General features: G+C 60.3%; 16 protein-coding genes and 1 tRNA gene. 11 read left to right on the top strand and 6 right to left on the bottom strand.

All coding sequences use genetic code 11. The annotated features are described in order from the left end of the window. Positions 1-103 precede the first annotated feature (103 nt). Positions 104-1,054, top strand: a complete 951-nt coding sequence (locus ACFPPA_RS08190) for an isopenicillin N synthase family dioxygenase (RefSeq protein ID WP_377319081.1) — start codon at positions 104-106, stop codon at positions 1,052-1,054. A gap of 5 nt (positions 1,055-1,059) precedes the next feature. Here ACFPPA_RS08190 and ACFPPA_RS08195 read toward each other — a convergent pair whose 3' ends face one another. Both ACFPPA_RS08195 and ACFPPA_RS08200 read right to left on the bottom strand, forming a co-directional pair. After that, a complete protein-coding gene (locus ACFPPA_RS08195) occupies positions 1,060-1,731 on the bottom strand; it encodes a DUF6445 family protein (RefSeq protein WP_377319083.1) in 672 nt (223 codons plus the stop codon). A gap of 78 nt (positions 1,732-1,809) precedes the next feature. Beyond that, a complete protein-coding gene (locus ACFPPA_RS08200; protein ID WP_377319085.1) occupies positions 1,810-2,619 on the bottom strand; it encodes an SDR family NAD(P)-dependent oxidoreductase in 810 nt (269 codons plus the stop codon). A gap of 135 nt (positions 2,620-2,754) precedes the next feature. On the opposite strand from ACFPPA_RS08200, the gene tpiA reads away from it, so the two are divergent. The 4 genes from tpiA (at position 2,755) to ACFPPA_RS08220 (ending at position 5,537) form a co-directional block, all read left to right on the top strand. Continuing rightward, positions 2,755-3,513 carry a triose-phosphate isomerase gene (gene tpiA / locus ACFPPA_RS08205; protein ID WP_377319087.1) on the top strand — a complete coding sequence of 253 codons (759 nt, stop codon included), beginning with the start codon at positions 2,755-2,757 and terminating at the stop codon, positions 3,511-3,513. 7 nt (positions 3,514-3,520) lie between these two features. Next, positions 3,521-3,970 carry a preprotein translocase subunit SecG gene (gene secG / locus ACFPPA_RS08210; RefSeq protein WP_377319089.1) on the top strand — a complete coding sequence of 150 codons (450 nt, stop codon included), beginning with the start codon at positions 3,521-3,523 and terminating at the stop codon, positions 3,968-3,970. A gap of 12 nt (positions 3,971-3,982) precedes the next feature. Then, positions 3,983-4,067 (top strand) — tRNA-Leu (locus ACFPPA_RS08215). Between the two features lie 177 nt (positions 4,068-4,244). Beyond that, a complete protein-coding gene (locus ACFPPA_RS08220; RefSeq protein WP_377319091.1) occupies positions 4,245-5,537 on the top strand; it encodes a tyrosine-type recombinase/integrase in 1,293 nt (430 codons plus the stop codon). Positions 5,538-5,659: 122 nt separating this feature from the next. On the opposite strand, the gene ACFPPA_RS08225 is transcribed toward ACFPPA_RS08220, so the two are convergent. Both ACFPPA_RS08225 and ACFPPA_RS08230 read right to left on the bottom strand, forming a co-directional pair. After that, positions 5,660-6,082, bottom strand: coding sequence for a DUF2188 domain-containing protein (locus ACFPPA_RS08225; RefSeq protein ID WP_377319093.1), 423 nt, complete (start codon positions 6,080-6,082; stop codon positions 5,660-5,662). A gap of 71 nt (positions 6,083-6,153) precedes the next feature. Next, positions 6,154-8,943 (bottom strand): class I SAM-dependent DNA methyltransferase, encoded by a 2,790-nt coding sequence (locus ACFPPA_RS08230; protein WP_377319095.1) that lies wholly within the window; start codon positions 8,941-8,943, stop codon positions 6,154-6,156. A 438-nt stretch (positions 8,944-9,381) separates the two neighbouring features. Here ACFPPA_RS08230 and ACFPPA_RS08235 point away from each other — a divergent pair, with 438 nt between their 5' ends. The 5 genes from ACFPPA_RS08235 (at position 9,382) to ACFPPA_RS08255 (ending at position 12,297) form a co-directional block, all read left to right on the top strand. Continuing rightward, positions 9,382-9,600 (top strand): hypothetical protein, encoded by a 219-nt coding sequence (locus tag ACFPPA_RS08235; RefSeq protein ID WP_377319097.1) that lies wholly within the window; start codon positions 9,382-9,384, stop codon positions 9,598-9,600. Next, complete coding sequence (locus tag ACFPPA_RS08240) at positions 9,590-10,441, top strand: ParB/RepB/Spo0J family partition protein (protein WP_377319099.1); 852 nt, start codon at positions 9,590-9,592, stop codon at positions 10,439-10,441. Before ACFPPA_RS08235 ends, ACFPPA_RS08240 begins: the two co-directional genes overlap by 11 nt. Before the next feature lie 245 nt (positions 10,442-10,686). Then, positions 10,687-11,175 carry a hypothetical protein gene (locus tag ACFPPA_RS08245; protein ID WP_377319101.1) on the top strand — a complete coding sequence of 163 codons (489 nt, stop codon included), beginning with the start codon at positions 10,687-10,689 and terminating at the stop codon, positions 11,173-11,175. A gap of 104 nt (positions 11,176-11,279) precedes the next feature. After that, positions 11,280-11,528: a helix-turn-helix transcriptional regulator gene (locus ACFPPA_RS08250; protein WP_377319103.1), complete on the top strand. Its 249-nt coding sequence runs from the start codon at positions 11,280-11,282 to the stop codon at positions 11,526-11,528. A 463-nt stretch (positions 11,529-11,991) separates the two neighbouring features. Further along, positions 11,992-12,297, top strand: coding sequence for a tyrosine-type recombinase/integrase (locus ACFPPA_RS08255; RefSeq protein ID WP_377319105.1), 306 nt, complete (start codon positions 11,992-11,994; stop codon positions 12,295-12,297). Between the two features lie 117 nt (positions 12,298-12,414). Here the strand turns inward: ACFPPA_RS08255 and ACFPPA_RS08260 are convergent, their stop codons facing one another. Both ACFPPA_RS08260 and ACFPPA_RS08265 read right to left on the bottom strand, forming a co-directional pair. After that, positions 12,415-14,130 carry an asparagine synthase-related protein gene (locus ACFPPA_RS08260; protein ID WP_377319107.1) on the bottom strand — a complete coding sequence of 572 codons (1,716 nt, stop codon included), beginning with the start codon at positions 14,128-14,130 and terminating at the stop codon, positions 12,415-12,417. 78 nt (positions 14,131-14,208) lie between these two features. Beyond that, positions 14,209-15,293, bottom strand: a protein-coding gene (locus ACFPPA_RS08265; RefSeq protein WP_465269298.1) for an IS3 family transposase whose coding sequence is annotated in 2 segments (ribosomal slippage) — positions 14,209-15,035 and positions 15,035-15,293 — 1,086 coding nt in all. Because the reading frame shifts where the segments join, the coding sequence is not laid out codon by codon here. A gap of 302 nt (positions 15,294-15,595) precedes the next feature. On the opposite strand from ACFPPA_RS08265, the gene ACFPPA_RS08270 reads away from it, so the two are divergent. Beyond that, a complete protein-coding gene (locus tag ACFPPA_RS08270) occupies positions 15,596-15,859 on the top strand; it encodes a hypothetical protein (protein WP_377319109.1) in 264 nt (87 codons plus the stop codon). Positions 15,860-16,012: the final 153 nt, after the last annotated feature.

A 16,012-nucleotide genomic window follows, 5' to 3' on the forward strand; every position in this document is an offset into this window, starting at 1 on the left:
CCGCAGCGCTGAAGCTTGCCCAGGTCGCCATGGATTGGCCCGACGTGCCCCGCCCCTGCGGTGGTGGGATGAAATCGACCGCACGCCAACCTGTGGACTTGCCATGAAGAACGTTCCAACCCTCGACATCCGTCGTTACGACACCGACCGCGCGGCCTTCGTCGCCGAGCTGGGCGCGGCGTACCGCGAATTCGGTTTCTGCTGCATCAGCGGGCACGGCATTCCGCGCGAACTGATCGACGGTTCCTACGATGTGTTCCAGCGTTTCTTCGCGCTGCCGACCGAAACCAAGATGAAGTACCACGTCGCCGGCAGCGGCGGTGCGCGCGGCTACACGCCGTTCAAGGTCGAGACCGCCAAGGACAGCCAGTACGCGGACCTGAAGGAGTTCTGGCATATCGGCCGCGAGATTCCGCGCGACTCCAGGTTCGCCGACGTGATGCCGCCGAACCTGTGGCCTGCCGAGGTGCCGGAGTTCCGGCAGTACGGTTACGGCCTGTACGAGGCGCTGGATCAGCTCGGCACGCAGGTACTGCGTGCACTGGCCCTGCACATCCACCAGCCGGAGAACTTCTTCGAGGACAAGACCGACGTCGGCAATTCGATCCTGCGCCCGATCCACTACCCGCCCATCATTGACGAGGGCGGCACCCTGGACAACATCCCGAACGTGCGTGCCGGCGCGCACGAGGACATCAACTTCATCACCCTGCTGGTCGGGGCCAGCGCCGAGGGGCTGGAAGTGTTGAGCCACGGCGAGTGGCTGCCGATCACCACCGAGGGCGATGCCATCGTGGTGAACATCGGCGACATGCTGCAGCGGCTGAGCAACCACGTGTATCCGTCCACCTCGCACCGGGTGGTCAACCCGCAGAACGAGAATGCGCGCAAGCCGCGCTACTCGGTACCGTTCTTCCTGCATCCGAATCCGGACGTGTTGCTCGATCCGCTCGATTCATGCATCACGCCGGACAATCCGCGGCGCTACGACACCTCGATCAGCTCGCACGAATACCTGCTGCAGCGGCTGCGCGAGATCAAGCTGATCGCCTGATCTGCTCAGGCCATCCAGAAAAACACGGCGGTCATGCGCTTGGTCGCCGTCTCCAGTCCCCAGTACGCGCTGGCGCTGTGGATCAGGTTGGCCTTGTAGACCAGCAGCCGGTTGACGCGGTGCGCCACCCGCACATCCTCGACGAAGGCATTGGGTTGCACGAAACGGTTACCCAGCGCCTCGGCCAGGTTGCGATGCGGCGGCAGCACGATGTTGCCGCCAAGCTGACCGCCGGGCATGCGCTGACGATAGAAGCTGGTGCCGCATTGCTCGGGAACCGCGGGATTGAGATAGAGCACGCCCGCGTAGCGGCACAGATTCGAGGAGTCGGTGTGCGGCTTGACCGCGCCCTCGACCGAGCCGACCACCTGCACGCAATTGTGGTTGAGACGGGTGCCGGCCTCGGTCTGTTCGACCCAGACCTTCTTCGCGCCGGTCAGCTGGCACACCCTGGCGTCCAGCGTGGCCAGCTCATCATCGAGCAGGGCAGGCATGGCGCGCATGCCGGGCCACACTTCGCCGGTATACGGGTAGCCCCGTTCCCAGTCGGTCTTGGCCAGGCAGCGGGCGCGCACTTCGTCCGCATTCGGCAGCACGTCGTCGACGACCCAGTAATCGCGGCCCTGCCGGGGCTTGTGGTAAGGCAGTGGACGCATCTGGGTCGGAAACAGGGACATGTGCACAGTAGCCGATGGCGAGGTTGCGACCCACGGTAGCCGAACCCCGCGCGCAAGTCCGCGGGCTGCGGCGCGCGGCTAGATCCCGGTATTCCGGTAGCGTTTCGATTCCCGCGCGGAGAGCCAAAGCGCCAGCCGGTCCGGCAGCAGTTGCACGAAGGTCTTGATGAAGCGATTGACCCGGCCGGGAATATGCACGGCATCGCCGCGTTCGACCGCGACGATACCCTGGCGCACCACTTCCCTGGCACTCAGCCACATGAAGCCGGGCAGCTTGTCCATCTTGTCGCGGGTACGTGTGACATCGTGGAATTCCGACCAGGTGAAGCCCGGGCACAACGCACACACGTTCACGCCGTGCGGCTGGTTCTCCAGTGCCAGCGCCTGCGAGAACTTGATCAGGTAGGCCTTGCTGGCCGCGTACAGGGTATGTCCGGCCGGTGCCGGGACGTGTCCGGCCAGCGAGGCGACATTGACGACGCGGCCATGGCCGCGCCGGCGCATGCCGGGCAGCAGCCGCCACGCCAGTTCGGTCGGTGCAGTCAGCAACACCTGCAGAAAGTCGGCGTGGACCGACCAGTCGTTGGCCTCGAACGTGCCGGGGACGCCATAGCCGGCGTTGTTGATCAGCCAGTCGACCTGCAGGCCGCGCTGTTCCAGCGTGTCATGCAACCACTTCGGCGCGGACGGATCGGCGAGGTCATGCGGCAGCACGCTGACCTGGCTGCCGTGTTGCTCGCGCAGCTCGCCGGCCAGGGTTTCCAGGCGATCGGTGCGACGCGCGGTCAGCACCAGATCGTGACCCCGTGCAGCGAGTTGCCGGGCAAATTCGGCACCGATGCCCGACGAGGCGCCAGTGATCAGGCTGAGCGGGCGTTGCAGTGTCATCGGGCGGTTCCAGCGGGCGGACCGTCATTCTTGACCGTGGCGACGGGTTCGCGCCAGTGGGCCGGTGGAAGTCGGGTTTGCCGATACCCCGACCCCTCGCTAAGCTTGCGGTTTGGATCGCAGCGGAAGCAGACCATGCGCAAGAAACTTGTCGCCGGCAACTGGAAAATGCATGGCAGCCGTTCGATGGCCACAGCGCTGGTCAACGACATCGTTGCGGACAAGCCGGCCGCGATCGACGTCGCCGTGTTTCCGCCGTTCCCCTATCTGGCCGAGCTGGCCCGGCAGCACGCCGATACCGGACTGGCGATCGGTGCGCAGGACGTCAGCGAACATGGCGGGCAGGGCGCCTATACCGGTGAGGTATCCGCCGCGATGCTGGCGGATGTCGGTGCCAGCTGGGTACTGGCGGGGCATTCCGAGCGGCGCCAGTACCACGGCGAAAGCGACGACCTGGTGGCGCGCAAGTTCGCCGCGGCGCTGGCCGGAGGTCTCACCCCGATCCTTTGCGTGGGAGAGACACTGGAGCAGCGCGAGGCCGGTCAGACCGAGCTGGTGATCACCCGCCAGCTGCAGGCCGTGCTGGGACACAACGGCATCGCCAGTTTCGACACTGCGGTGATTGCCTATGAGCCGGTCTGGGCGATCGGTACCGGACGCACCGCCACGCCGGAACAGGTGCAACAGGTGCATGCCTTCATTCGTAGCCAACTGGAAAAGGAAGATGTTACAATTGCCCGTCTGACCCGACTGCTTTACGGCGGTAGTGTCAAAGCGGCAAATGCCGCGGAATTGTTCGCGCAAGCGGACGTGGACGGTGGACTGATCGGCGGTGCTTCCCTGGCCGCATCCGACTTCCTTGGAATCTGCGCCGCGGCGCTACAGGCTCAATAGAAAATCTATGTTCGTCATTTTCAGCGTGTTTTACATCCTGATCGCTGCGGCGATGATCGTGCTGATCCTGCTGCAGAACGGGGCAGGTGCCGATGCGGGCTCCGGTTTCGGCGGCGGTGCGTCGGCCACGGTTTTCGGCGCGCGCGGATCGTCCACCTTTCTTACCCGCGCCACCGGCGTCCTTGCTGCGCTGTTCTTCCTGCTCAGCCTGGGCATGGGTATCTATCTGCATGCCCATGGCGCACCGCAAACCAGCGCCGGTGACCTGGGTGTCATGGCCGGTGTGGCGGAGAAGCCCGCGGCCGCAAACGTGACTCCCACGGTGCCGGCCGGTTCGGAAGTCCCGTCCGCTGTACCTGCAGTCACGAAGGGCAACGAGGCTCCGGCATCCACCTCCGTTCCGACCCCGGGTCAGGGCGAGGTTCCGGCAGCCACAGAGCCGACAAAGAAGCACTGAAGCAACACACCTGCCCAGGTGGCGGAACTGGTAGACGCACTACCTTGAGGTGGTAGCGACGCAAGTCGTAGGGGTTCGAGTCCCCTCTTGGGCACCAATGGACGTTTCAGGGAGTCTCCTCAAGTCTCTGAAACACACGAAACCCCGCATAGCTGCGGGGTTTTTTGTTTCTTGAGGTCTCAAACCATCTCAGGGTAGCTTGGACTTTTACGTATGAACTTGTGTATGTTTCAACCATACATACGCAAATTCATACACAAGAAGGTCTCAAGCCATGCCCCGTCTTGCCAAGCCCCTGACTGAGTTGCAGATCGCCAAAGCCAAGCCGAAGGCCAAGCCGTACACCCTTCCCGATGGCAATGGCCTGTTCCTGATGGTGAGTGCGGCGGGCCTGAAGACGTGGGTGGTGCGCTACCGCCTTCCCGGCAAGTCCACGCACACCCCTGCGACCATCGGCCACTATCCCGCACTCACCCTTGCGGATGCTCGCGTGCGCGCTTTGGAAATTCAGCGGGACGCGAAGCAGGGCATTGCCACGGCCGGCACCAGAAAGGCCCGCCAGCTTGAGGCAGTAGTCGGCGACGCCGAACAGGAAGCCGAGGCGCTGGCGTTGGCGGAAGCCGAGCGGGCTACCTTCCGGGCCGTTTCGGGCCGCTGGTTGGCCGAGAAGCGGATCGGCTGGGCCGCCGAGACGTATCGCAAGGCGCGACTGGTGGTGGATTCGTACCTGATCCCGAAGCTGGGTGACGCGGATATGCGCACGCTGGAGACCAAAGACGTGCGGCCGATACTGGTCGAAATGGCCGCAACTGTGCCGCAACTGGCCCGGAAGGCGCGGCAGCATGTGGGCAGCATCGTTGAGCATGCGATCCACGAGGGTCTGCGGTCAGACGAGAGCGCGCTGCGGTTGGCAAGGATTCTGCCGACCATCCGCAGTGGCCACATGCCAGCCGTGACCGATGACGAAAACAAGCTGGGGGCCGTCATGCGCGGCATTGATGCCCACGAGAACCGCGTGGTGCGCGCGGCCCTGACCTTGGCGGCGCTGACCGTGATGCGATCCGGCGTGGTTGCCAGTGCGCGGTGGTCGGAGATTGACCTGGGGGCCGGGTACTGGAATATCCCCGGCAAGAACCCCGATGGCAGCAACCGCATGAAGACCGGGCAGGACTTCAGCACCTCGCTGCCGACGCAGGCGTTGGAGGTCTTGCGGGAAATGCATCTGCGCAGCGGTGAAGGTGAGTATGTGTTTCCGCCGCAGGCGCGCCAGAACTCACCTCACGTCTCGCGCGACTCTCTCAGCGGCGCTTTGCGGGGCATGGGGTTTCAGGGCGAGCACACCACGCACGGATTCAGGGCCTCACTGCGCACGCTGGGCCGCGAGCGGTTGGGCATCGACGTCGACGTACTGGAGGCGCAACTGGCACATGCGCCGAAGGACGAAGTGCAGGCGGCGTATGCTCGGGTGAAGTTCAAGGAGCAGCGCCGCGAGGTGATGCAGGCGTGGGCTGACTATCTGGACAAGGTGAAGGGCGGCAATGTGGTCGAGTTCAAGCGCAAGGCTTGAGAGCGTCAGGGCCACATGTTTGCCCTGCGTCCGTCCTGATCTGTCGTTTTCCTGAGACAAAGATAAAGCCCGGTGCTCTTCAGAACACCGGGCCATTTACTTGCAGTCAGGCAGCTTGTGCGTCAGGGCTTACGCCATTGATCTGGCTTGCCCACATTCGTATGCCTCACACGTTCGACCAGAGGCTTTTCGGCCCCCAGTTCCCTGGCGCGCTCGATCGCCTGACGCTGGGTGGGCAGTACGTCACTTGCCCGCTCAGAATTCGGGCGCCGAACCGCATAGTCACCTTGCGGGCGACGCTCCACGAACAACTCTGTCTTACTCATTGGAATATCTCCAAACAGGATTGAGATTCCACGGCGGCCAAGCTCGGCAAGCACGCATTTTATTGACACTTCGTTGCACGTGCAGATATCGTCAGCGGTGAGTCCACTTGGAACCTGCGCGCACTTCGCGCCGTGGGTTTTGAGAGCACCAACCACTTGTTCGGTTCCAGCCGGCAAGTGGTTTTTTGTGCGCTCGATCCCAAAATATAGTGCACTCATGTGCGAGTCAACCCAATATGTTGGTAATTGCGTAAATGGAACCATCGCTCGCACGGGCGATATATCGAACGCTACGCCCGCGCAGCCCGCTTGCGCACGGCACGCTTCGGCTTGGCTGCAGGTAGCAGCGAGGTCAACTGCTGGTAGCGCTCGAACAGGAACGCCACGCGCTCGGCATCGGTCCCGAGCTTGGGGGGCTTGCGGCCGGCCAGCTTCTCGGCGGCCACGTAGGCGGCATCGACGGCGCGATCCAGCGACTGATGTGCCTTGACCAGTGCGGGCGGCATGGTGACCGGGTCGTACAGGTCGGCCAGTGTGCTGTTCGGGAAGGCGGCACGCGCGTCGAGCACGGCTTGTGCTGCGGCTTCGATAGTTTCGCGGTGTTTGTCGTCGGGCGAGTCGGGCCACGGGAAGTTGTTGTAGACGATGTCTTTTGAGTAACGATAACGGCTTTCGAGTCGGCCGCAGGTATAGCGCACCCACGCCATGTGCATCCGGGACTGGATAACGCCGAAGTCGCTCAAGCTCGCTGCGGGCAAGGCAAAGCAACTGTTCCCGACGATGGCGTCTTTGTCGAAGAAGCCGAACGGAATGAATGCCCGGTTTTCGGACGTGTGGCCGGGGATCAGAACATAGCTTGTGGCTGGCTGCGTCACCTGACGAAACAGCGTGGGATAGGCATAGTCTCGGGTTGATGCAGCCTTGCTTGCCCGACGAAAGGCCGCGACCGCCTGCACGCGCTCCTGGACTTTCGGCAGTGCGCGAATTGCCGAAGGTTCGGCATCAACCAGCCACAGCACCCATCGCTTTTCGCCGTGTAGATACTCGTGTGCGCTGATGAACGGTTTGATGAACTGCGCGGCACCCGGCTCCGCAAGAAGAAAGGCCACCTTTTCATCATCGGTAAGCAGAAAATTGCCATCGTCCGTCGGCTTGCTGCCGTACATCATCTCCGGCTTGCCGAAGGGATTGCGGCTGCGGTTTTCGAGTAGCACCCAAGGAGCATCGACAAGATAGGCATTGATGAAGCCCACGGTCATCGGGTGAGGATCGCCGCCCACGCTCTCGTATTCATAGATTGTTCGGGTGGCGCTCGGCTGCTCCGCGAAGCCGATGATGACGCAGTACACAGCCGCCTTGCCGCGCGCTTCATTGCTCCAGCGGAACGTCCGGTGTGCGAAGTTGATATTCAGCTGTCGATGCTTGGTGAGCGCACGCCAGAGGATGCCGACCTGCTCGCCTTGGGTGATTGAGTTGGTGGAAACAAAGGCCACAGCAATGGCTGTGCCGGAGATCATGTCGGCTGCCTTGGCGTACCACGCAGTAACGAAGTCGAGCACACCAACGGCTTTGGCGTCGCCGATAGATGCCAGCATGTCGGCCTTCTGCTCAGCTGTCTGCAAGTGGTGCCCGATGAACGGCGGATTGCCGAGGATGTAATTCAGCCGATCCTTCGGCACCACGTCGTTCCAGTCGATCCGCAGCGCATTCCCATTGACCACGGTCGGCGACTTCTTCAGTGGCAGGCGGGCGAAGTAGTTGCCGAACGCCTCGCTGACCTGCATGTTCATCTGGTGATCCATGAGCCACATGGCGACCTGGGCGATCTGCGCGGGAAACTCCTCAATCTCGATGCCGTAGAACTGATCCACGTCCACCTGGACTTCTTCGGTAACCCACAGGGAGCGCGAGGAGGCGCCTTCGGGATGCAGGCGCCGCAGCACCTCAAGCTCCAGCAGGCGCAGCTCCCGGTACGCGATGACGAGGAAGTTGCCGCAGCCGCAGGCCGGGTCGAGAAACCGCAGGCCGGCGAGCTTGCTGTGGAACGCCTTGAGCTTGCCTTCGGTGTGACCAATGCGCGCCAGCTCGGCTTTCAGGTCGTCAAGGAACAGCGGGCCGATCAGCTTGAGGATGTTCTTTTCGCTGGTGTAGTGCGCGCCGAGGTTGCGCCGGGCCTTGGCATCCATGACCGACTGGAACATGGAGCCGAAGATAGCCGGGGATATGCGGCTCCAGTCCAGCAGCGAGGCATCCAACAGCAGGCCGCGCATCTTCGCGTCGAATGCGGCCAGCGGCAGCGGTTCGGCAAACAGCTTGCCGTTGACATATGGGAATTCGGTCAGCTGAACGTCCAGCGTCTTCTGGCGCCGGTCAATGTCGGTATTCAGCGTCTGGAACAGCTGGGCCAGCCATGGGCCGAGGTTGGCGCCGTCGTCTGACGTGCGCTGCGCCAGCAGCTCGTGGAACGTGTGCGGCGGGAAGATGCCCGTGTCATCTGCGAACAGGCAGAACAGCAGCCGCACCAGCAGCACCTCCAGCGCGTGACCGTCGTAGCCGGCCGCCTTGAGCGCGTCGTGCAGCTTGCCCATGCGCTCGGCGGCCTGCACGTTGACCGGGTCTTCTTCCTTGAACGAGTGCGCCTGATAGCCTGCGATGAAGCCGAAGCGCCGCACATGCTTGTGCAGGTCTTTCAACGGGAACTCAATCGGCTCCTCGCTGGTTTCGAGGTCGTACAGGCGGAACCGGGCGAAGTCGGAGACCAGCAGGTACTTCGGCAGCTCGGCATCGGTGAGGCCGTGGAAGTAGTCTCTGGCTTGCTGGTGGGCGCGATCAAGGTTCTTGCCGCGTGACTTGTGTTCGACCAGCAGCACGCCCTTCCACAGCAGGTCGATGTAGCCATCCCGGCCGTCGATCTTCTTCACCTTGCGCTCGAAGGTGGCGACGCGGCGACGCGGCAGACCGAACACGTTGAAGAACCCATCCCAGAAGCTCTTGGCTTCGGCGTCTTCAGAGCTTTCGTTGATCCATTCGCGCGAGAACGTCAGCGCACGGTCCTTGATCTCGTTCCAACTCAGCGGCATGACATTCCCTCGTTAGCTGCTGGAAGGATACGACATCGCCGGAGGCTTCTGCCGGACGGCGCCGAGTAGGCCAAGCGGGCCGGAATAATTAAGTCGTCATCATCACCAGAAGGAACGCCGCGTGCGCCGACGAGACCGGATGAGATTAAGCAGTCATCCGAAAGGAGCCGCCCCGGCTGCGCTCAGGCCATCTCATTTAGTCGTCATCTGAGAGGAAGGGGCCTGTCTCCTTCGACCGGGCGCAATTAAGTAGTCATCCACAAGAAGGGAAACCGCCGACCGGCAGGACCGCAGAATTTAGTGGTCATCATCACGGAGGAGACCCCGTCAGCCTTCACCACCCCACAGGAAACCCGAGGAGCCGCAGAGGGCACCTTGGGCGCCTTGCCGTGCCCGTCATTCGGGCGAACCCACCACCATCGACCAGAGAGACATCGCATGATCGACTTAGACCCCGTAGCGCTCGCCGCAGCCATCGCACTGAGCGAGCCGCTGAACATCCGCACGATTGCCTTTGACGTGCCCACCTTCGACCGCCTGAAGGGGTTTCAGCGGAGGCTGGAGAGCTTCCTTCGCAGGGACACAGGGAACGCCGAGGTTCTGAAGTACCTGATTCACACGCACCCGGAGGTGAAGGCGCTGGGCGATGGACGTTGAGCGGGCACTTCAGCGGCTTCAGGCTGCCGAGGTCCAACACCTGCCACTGAAGGCACTCAAGACCGACGAAGCATTACAGCCCCGAGAGGCCCGCATGGTGCCCTTCAGAGAACAGACGAAGGTTGAGAGACGCAGCGAGGAGCACACCGGCACCATGCGTCTTGCGCTGGAGGCAGCCCGCAACATCGAACTGGAGCCTGTGCTGGTGGCCGATGTCGGCGGCGTCACTTACGTGGTCGACGGGCACCACCGACTGAAGGCATACCGGCTTGCACAACGGGAAACCATACCGGCTCGCGTCCTGCCCATGGCGCAGACGGAGGCCGTGCTGGTCTCCAAGCTGGTCAACTGCGCAGAGAGGGCGCTGGAGATGCACAAAGAACAGCGGCTTGATGCAGCATGGCAATACCTGGCCGCAGTGACACACAGAGGGGCCAAAGGTCTGCCCACATGTGAATCCTTCCGGACTGTCGCGGGTCGATTCGGCATCGGCAAAGACACAGTGCGCACCATGCTCCGCAAGCTGCCGAAGGTGAACTTGAAAGGATGGAACACTGAAGCACTTGACCCCGGTACCGGGTTCCCCCGTTGGCGCTACGTCCGCGAAGGTGGCGGCGGCTGGTATGACATGAAGGAGAAGATGTCCATGGAACAGCTGACGCGACACGCAGCCGAGAAGGCCGCAAAGAAGATCGGCGCAGTCTTGGAAAAGCTCACCACCACAGAGGCGGCGCTGGCACTGGAAATACTGGCGAATGAAGCGAAGCTTGCGGCGTGCAATGCCGACACGCTGGCCTTCCTTGCCGACATAGCCGACCCCGACCCAAACCCGGATTACTGATGGTCGACTGTCTGTAGCAGACAGCATCGAAACGGCTTCAGACGGGCACCAGTTGTCTGAAATGACCCCATCCATGTAGACACAGCCGGCACCGGCCACGGCAGCGGCAAGGACTCCGAAGGACACCCGCTGCCTGTCTGTAGCAGACACCCGGCACCTACACACCCACCACTCATCCAGTCCCTTTCACTGCCTGCCCCGCAGACGGTGACGGGCGGCTATTCCCCATTGAAAGGAACAGACGCATGAATAAGCAGAAACAACGAGCCGCAACCATCTTCACCATCGACCACGACGGCCGTCCCATCGCCCACGTCGCACTGTCGGGCACGAATCAACGCGCCAAGATACTCGTCGAAGACCTGGAGCGTGTGCTGGCTGCCGGATATTCACCATGCTGGGCATATACATGTACTGACCGAATTCGCTGGTACGTGCAGGCACGCACGTACAACCCGAGGGGCAGGCCGCGCTCCGTCACCATTGCTCGCTTGGTCGTCCAAGCTGGTAAAGGGCAGGTCGTGAGATACGCCGATGGTGACCACTTGAACCTTCTGCCGGAGAACCTTCTGGTGAAGAAGGGCTGCGCATGGATGGCTGTGGACTGGCTGCACCCGCAGAAGTCAGCCCAGCATGAACCGACCCACGCGAGCGCCCTGCGCCGTGCCCCAGAGGCGGCCGAGGAGGGCCGAATGTTTCACCGCAAATTTCCGCAGGGGCATATGACGATCTGACGATCCGCGCAGACCCCCCGTACCCCCGTCATCCCCACCCCACCACAGACATGCGCGAGCGGTTGAAGCGTTGGCCGCTCCGTGCGCGTGAAGGAATGAATCCAATGAATGAGGACTCACATATGCTGCCTGCCATTATTCGCTTGCCCGAGGTGCTCAACGCCATCGGCCTGTCTCGCCCCAGCGTGTATCGCATGATGAAAGCAGGCACGTTTCCCCAGCAGTTCAAGCTCGGCGCTGCCGCAGTCGGTTGGCTGCGTGCCGAGGTGGAACAGTGGATCAACGAAAGAGCGCAAGCGCGCGCTGGTTCGATGCCCAAACAGGGACTAGCATCGCTGCCTGAGGCTGCTTAGTCGACGGCGGTCGATTGCGGTGGAGCTGTTCTGAAGCGAGCAAGCGTGATCGTTTATGTATGAAGTTGTGTATGAAGCGAGACTTTCCTCGCTTTGTATTACGCAAATTCAATTACTTATGGCTTGTTCCGGGTCTCCTCTTGGCACCATTACACCGTTTGAGGACGTCCGATAGAGTCCAAAAAACACAACGAAACCCGCGTGTTGCGGGTTTTTTTGTGTCTGTAGTGTGCAGGGTTGCCCAGTCCCGTGCGGTGGAATACCCCCTATTGGTGGGGGTGCAGTTGGGGGTGCGGACAGCAAAACGGCTGCCGGCCAGCAAGTGTTACCCCCCAAATGCCCCTGTCAGACGTTGTCATCCGCAAGGCCAAGCCATCAAGCCGTGACGATCATGCGCGAGCCGCGCCCGCTAACAGGTGGGGAGTGCTTTGTGTTCCCCGGTTTGCGTACAGCCAGCCGGCCCATGAGCGAAAACACCATCAACGCGGCACTGCGACGGCTTGGATACTCTAGCGAGGAGATGACCGGCCACGGGTTCCGCAGCATGGCTGCGACCGGCTTGCATGAGATGGGCTGGAAGTCCGACCCGATCGAGCGTCAGCTGGAGCACGCGGAAACTAACAAGGTCCGTGAGGCATACACGCATGCGGCGCAGTACCTGGAGGAGCGCACCCGAATGATGCAAGCGTGGGCCGACTGTGCGCAATGGCGCGAAGGTTGTTCCGATCCCTCGCAAGGCGGGATGTTGAAGCGCCAACTCCGGTGCTGAGCATATCGCTGGTGCAGATCAGCGGTAGGTCGCTGGATACGTCTGGCAGCAAATAAAAACGGGGCAGGACCCATGCTTGTTATAAACATCTATATACGTATATACGATCGCTCATGCTTACTTCGTTTCCAAGTCGATGGCACGCGCCAACGTCAGAAATGGTCCAAACGCATAGCTTCGATGTGAAAGTCCCATGCATTCAAAAAGCGCGAGCATCAGAATACGTGGTCTTGAATATAGTGCTGGAAAATGTGGGCCAAGTGCTCTGATAATAATCTCCGCAGCACGCGAACGTGTTGATGCTCTCGTAACATCATCTGCTTCGTCCCATTGACGGATTAGATCATCCGGAATCGGTAGTGGACAAGGGTCGTGGTTAGGATAGGCTTGCCAAGGAATAGTGCTGACGGAAGCAGGAAAATTACCCATGACAGTTGTATAGAAGCGATGCTGGCGTCCCATGTGATAAGGAATAGACGCCATGACTTTTATAAGTTCGGCGTCAAAGAAGGGTAGGACGAATTCGACTCTGTGTAGATCGATATCCTCAATGCTTTGGTGAAGATGGCATCTCTGATCGTTAAGAAGGTAGTAAAAGCGAAGATTCCTGTCCACAGATTCATTCGGACTGATCATCATTGCTTGAAACATTTCATCGACATATTTTACTCGAAAATCTTCGTAAAGCGATTTGTTCATGAGCTTACTTGATAATCCGTTTCCTTTTATTTCTGCTAGCTCGTGGAGGGCCGCTTGGAGTGAGTCTTCTGTCTGTATATTATCTAGGTCCTGGTCAAGATAGACGAATCCCAGGCCTACACTTCCGCCGTCACCGGACCATAATAGATGAGCATCGCTATGGTTCCCAAGTGACTTTTGGTAGCTGGTGTACTGCTTCAGTCTGTTTGCTTGATGACGGAATCCATCTTTTTCATAAATAAACCTATGCGTTGAACCGACAACATCAGCGAAAAGCTTTGAGAATAAATAATCCTGTTGTCCTGTAGAGGCCATGCAAAATGTATCTACTTCTACGCCTATTATTCGAAGTGCGGATACGATCAACCTGGAATCCAGACCGCCGCTCAGCAAAGATCGATGGCGATTTTCAGTCTCACATCTCAACTTGACAGAATTAATGAAGCTACGATAAAAAACATCAGCAAGTTCAGACTCTGTTGCCATGGATTCAGCAGTATCTTCTATTTTATAGTACCTGGAACGGCTGACCTTAGATCCATCTAGAGAAATCAGTTCGCCACTGACAGTGACGCTTACATTGGAGATTGAAGTTCTCGCACCCGTTGAATACCCCATGCGCCCTTGCTGCATTGCACCTATTTCATCAACGTGGTTATAAACGAATGACAACGTTGTAAGAGCCCGGAACGAAGTCGAGAATGCAAGATAGGGTCCGCAATCAGCTAAATAAATAGGCCGCACGCCCATCATATCAGTGAAGAGATAGGCGCGATGTTGAGGTTTGAAGTAGACGATTCCGCAGAAACTGCCTCTGGCAGAAATTAGCGCCTTTTGATCGTTGCATCGCAATGCTTCTGTTAGAGCGCGGGAATCATGTAATCTTCCACTGTCAGTATTTTCGTTTACATATGCGCGGCCAGCGATTTTTGTTACAGAGCCATCTTCTGACAGAAGCAAGCTGGGTGATTCATATGCCCCTATGTCATAGCTTGCCAGGCAAAATTTTGGACTATCGAACAAATCCACATTGTCAGACTTTGTGCGGGACAACACTTTCCGCATTTCCGATTTGTGATGCTCCGGAATGACATATGCCTCTGTTTTTGCGTATACACCTACAAAACCAGTCATGTTAAATTTCCGTTCTTACTTGTGCCTCTCCGACGTCCACGCTTTCAGCAGCGGGACGATTTAGAGTCCGGGGCTACTTTACTGCTTCTCGTGAAGCAGCTTGGCGTAGGAGGCGGGTGTCAGTCCACCTAGCGCCTTCTTTGGTCGTTCCTCGTTGTACTCCCGTCGCCAGCTTTCGATCTCGGCGCGTGCATGCAGCAAACTGTAGCACCCGTGCTCGTTGAGGCATTCGTCGCGCAGGCGGCCGTTGAACGATTCGATGCAGGCGTTCTGGTTCGGCTTGCCTGGTTCGATCAGACGCAGTTGCACACCACGCTCGTGCGCCCAAGTGACCATCGCCTTGCCGCAGAACTCTTTGCCGTTGTCGCTGCGAATCACCCGCGGAAGGCCGCGACTGAGTGCCAGGCGATCCATCACCCGCGTCACACCCTGGCCGGAGATCGCTCGCTCGACCTCGATGACGACCGCCTCGTGCGTGGCGTCATCGACGACCGTCAGGCACTTGAGGACGCGACCTTCGGCCGTGCGATCGAACACGAAGTCCATCGACCAAACCTCGTTGGCGGCCTTTGGCCGGGCGAGTGGCTGCCTCTCACCGACAGGCACTTTCTTCCGTTTGCGCCGCCGCACCTGCAGCTTCGCTTCCTGATACAGCCGTTCCACGCGTTTGTAGTTCACCAACAGCCACGCCTGCCGCAGCTTCAGATGGAGCATCCCCACGCCGTAGCGCTTGTGCCGTTGCGCCAGGGCCAGGATCCGTTGCCGCAGCTCCCCGTTGTGATCCGGGCGCGGCGCATAGCGATACGCGCGGGCGCTCATGCCGGCAATGGCCAGCGAGCGCCGCTCGCTCAATCCCTTGTCGACCATCTGTCGCACCAGCTCGCGTCGAGCCGGTGCGCTCACCACTTTTTTCGCAGAGCGTCCTTGATGACCTCGTTCTCAAGCATCTGCTCGGCCAGCAGCTTCTTCAGCCGACCGTTCTCCGTCTCCAGCTCCTTCAGGCGCTTGGCGTCCGGCACGCTCATGTCGCCGAACTTGCTGCGCCACAGGTAGTACGAGGCCTCGCTGAAGCCGTGCTTGCGGCACAGCTCCTTCACCGGCATACCGGCTTCCGCCTCGCGCAGGAAGCCGATGATCTGCTCTTCGGAAAAGCGCTTCTTCACGTCCAATCTCCTTCGGATGGGGGATTGGACTCCAAACTGCCGTGCTACTCAAAACCGGGGGGCGTCGGGTATTTCTGGCTGTATCTTGTGCAGGAATGCGGGCGGGTGACCTTGTGACGACACCGGCGGCAAAGAAGGATGGCGCCGGTCGTGGGCGGTGAATCCCGCACAGCGCTTGTAGGCGCCAGCCGACATATCGAAAGTCGACGACGTGACATCTTGCCTGCTACTGATGCCGGCGAGGAGGTGGGGGGACCACACTTCGCTACGCTACAGCCTTCATTGCGGGTGGGGAAACTGCCATGGTGACGATTTCACTCAGGCCATCGCTTGCCGGCGACCGGGATATCTCCGGCGAATGGAGTATCCGTCGTTGTGGAGTGACCCTGTTCAGCGATCTGTCGCTGGTGCAGGCGATCAGGCTGGCCCGGGACGTGGCGCGCGACGAGTACCTGCGGCTGCAGCGACCGACCTGCGTGGAAATGCCGGGCATGCATTTCGCGATCGTGCTTGCATGCTATACGGGCGTTGGGGACGAGCGTGCGAACGAGGCTCTGGTCGCGTGAATTTTCCAGCGGGATGACGATTCCCGGCGACGCCTGGATATACGTTTGAAGCGTCCGGCAAGTTGCGGGCTGCAACTTGCTGCAACGAAGCATGCGGTGTTGCGCACACCAGCGTCGAATTGCTTGCAATGGGGCGTCATGCAGCCTAATTTC

The sequence above is a fragment of the Rhodanobacter ginsengisoli genome (genome assembly GCF_042657065.1).
GTDB lineage: Bacteria > Pseudomonadota > Gammaproteobacteria > Xanthomonadales > Rhodanobacteraceae > Rhodanobacter > Rhodanobacter ginsengisoli.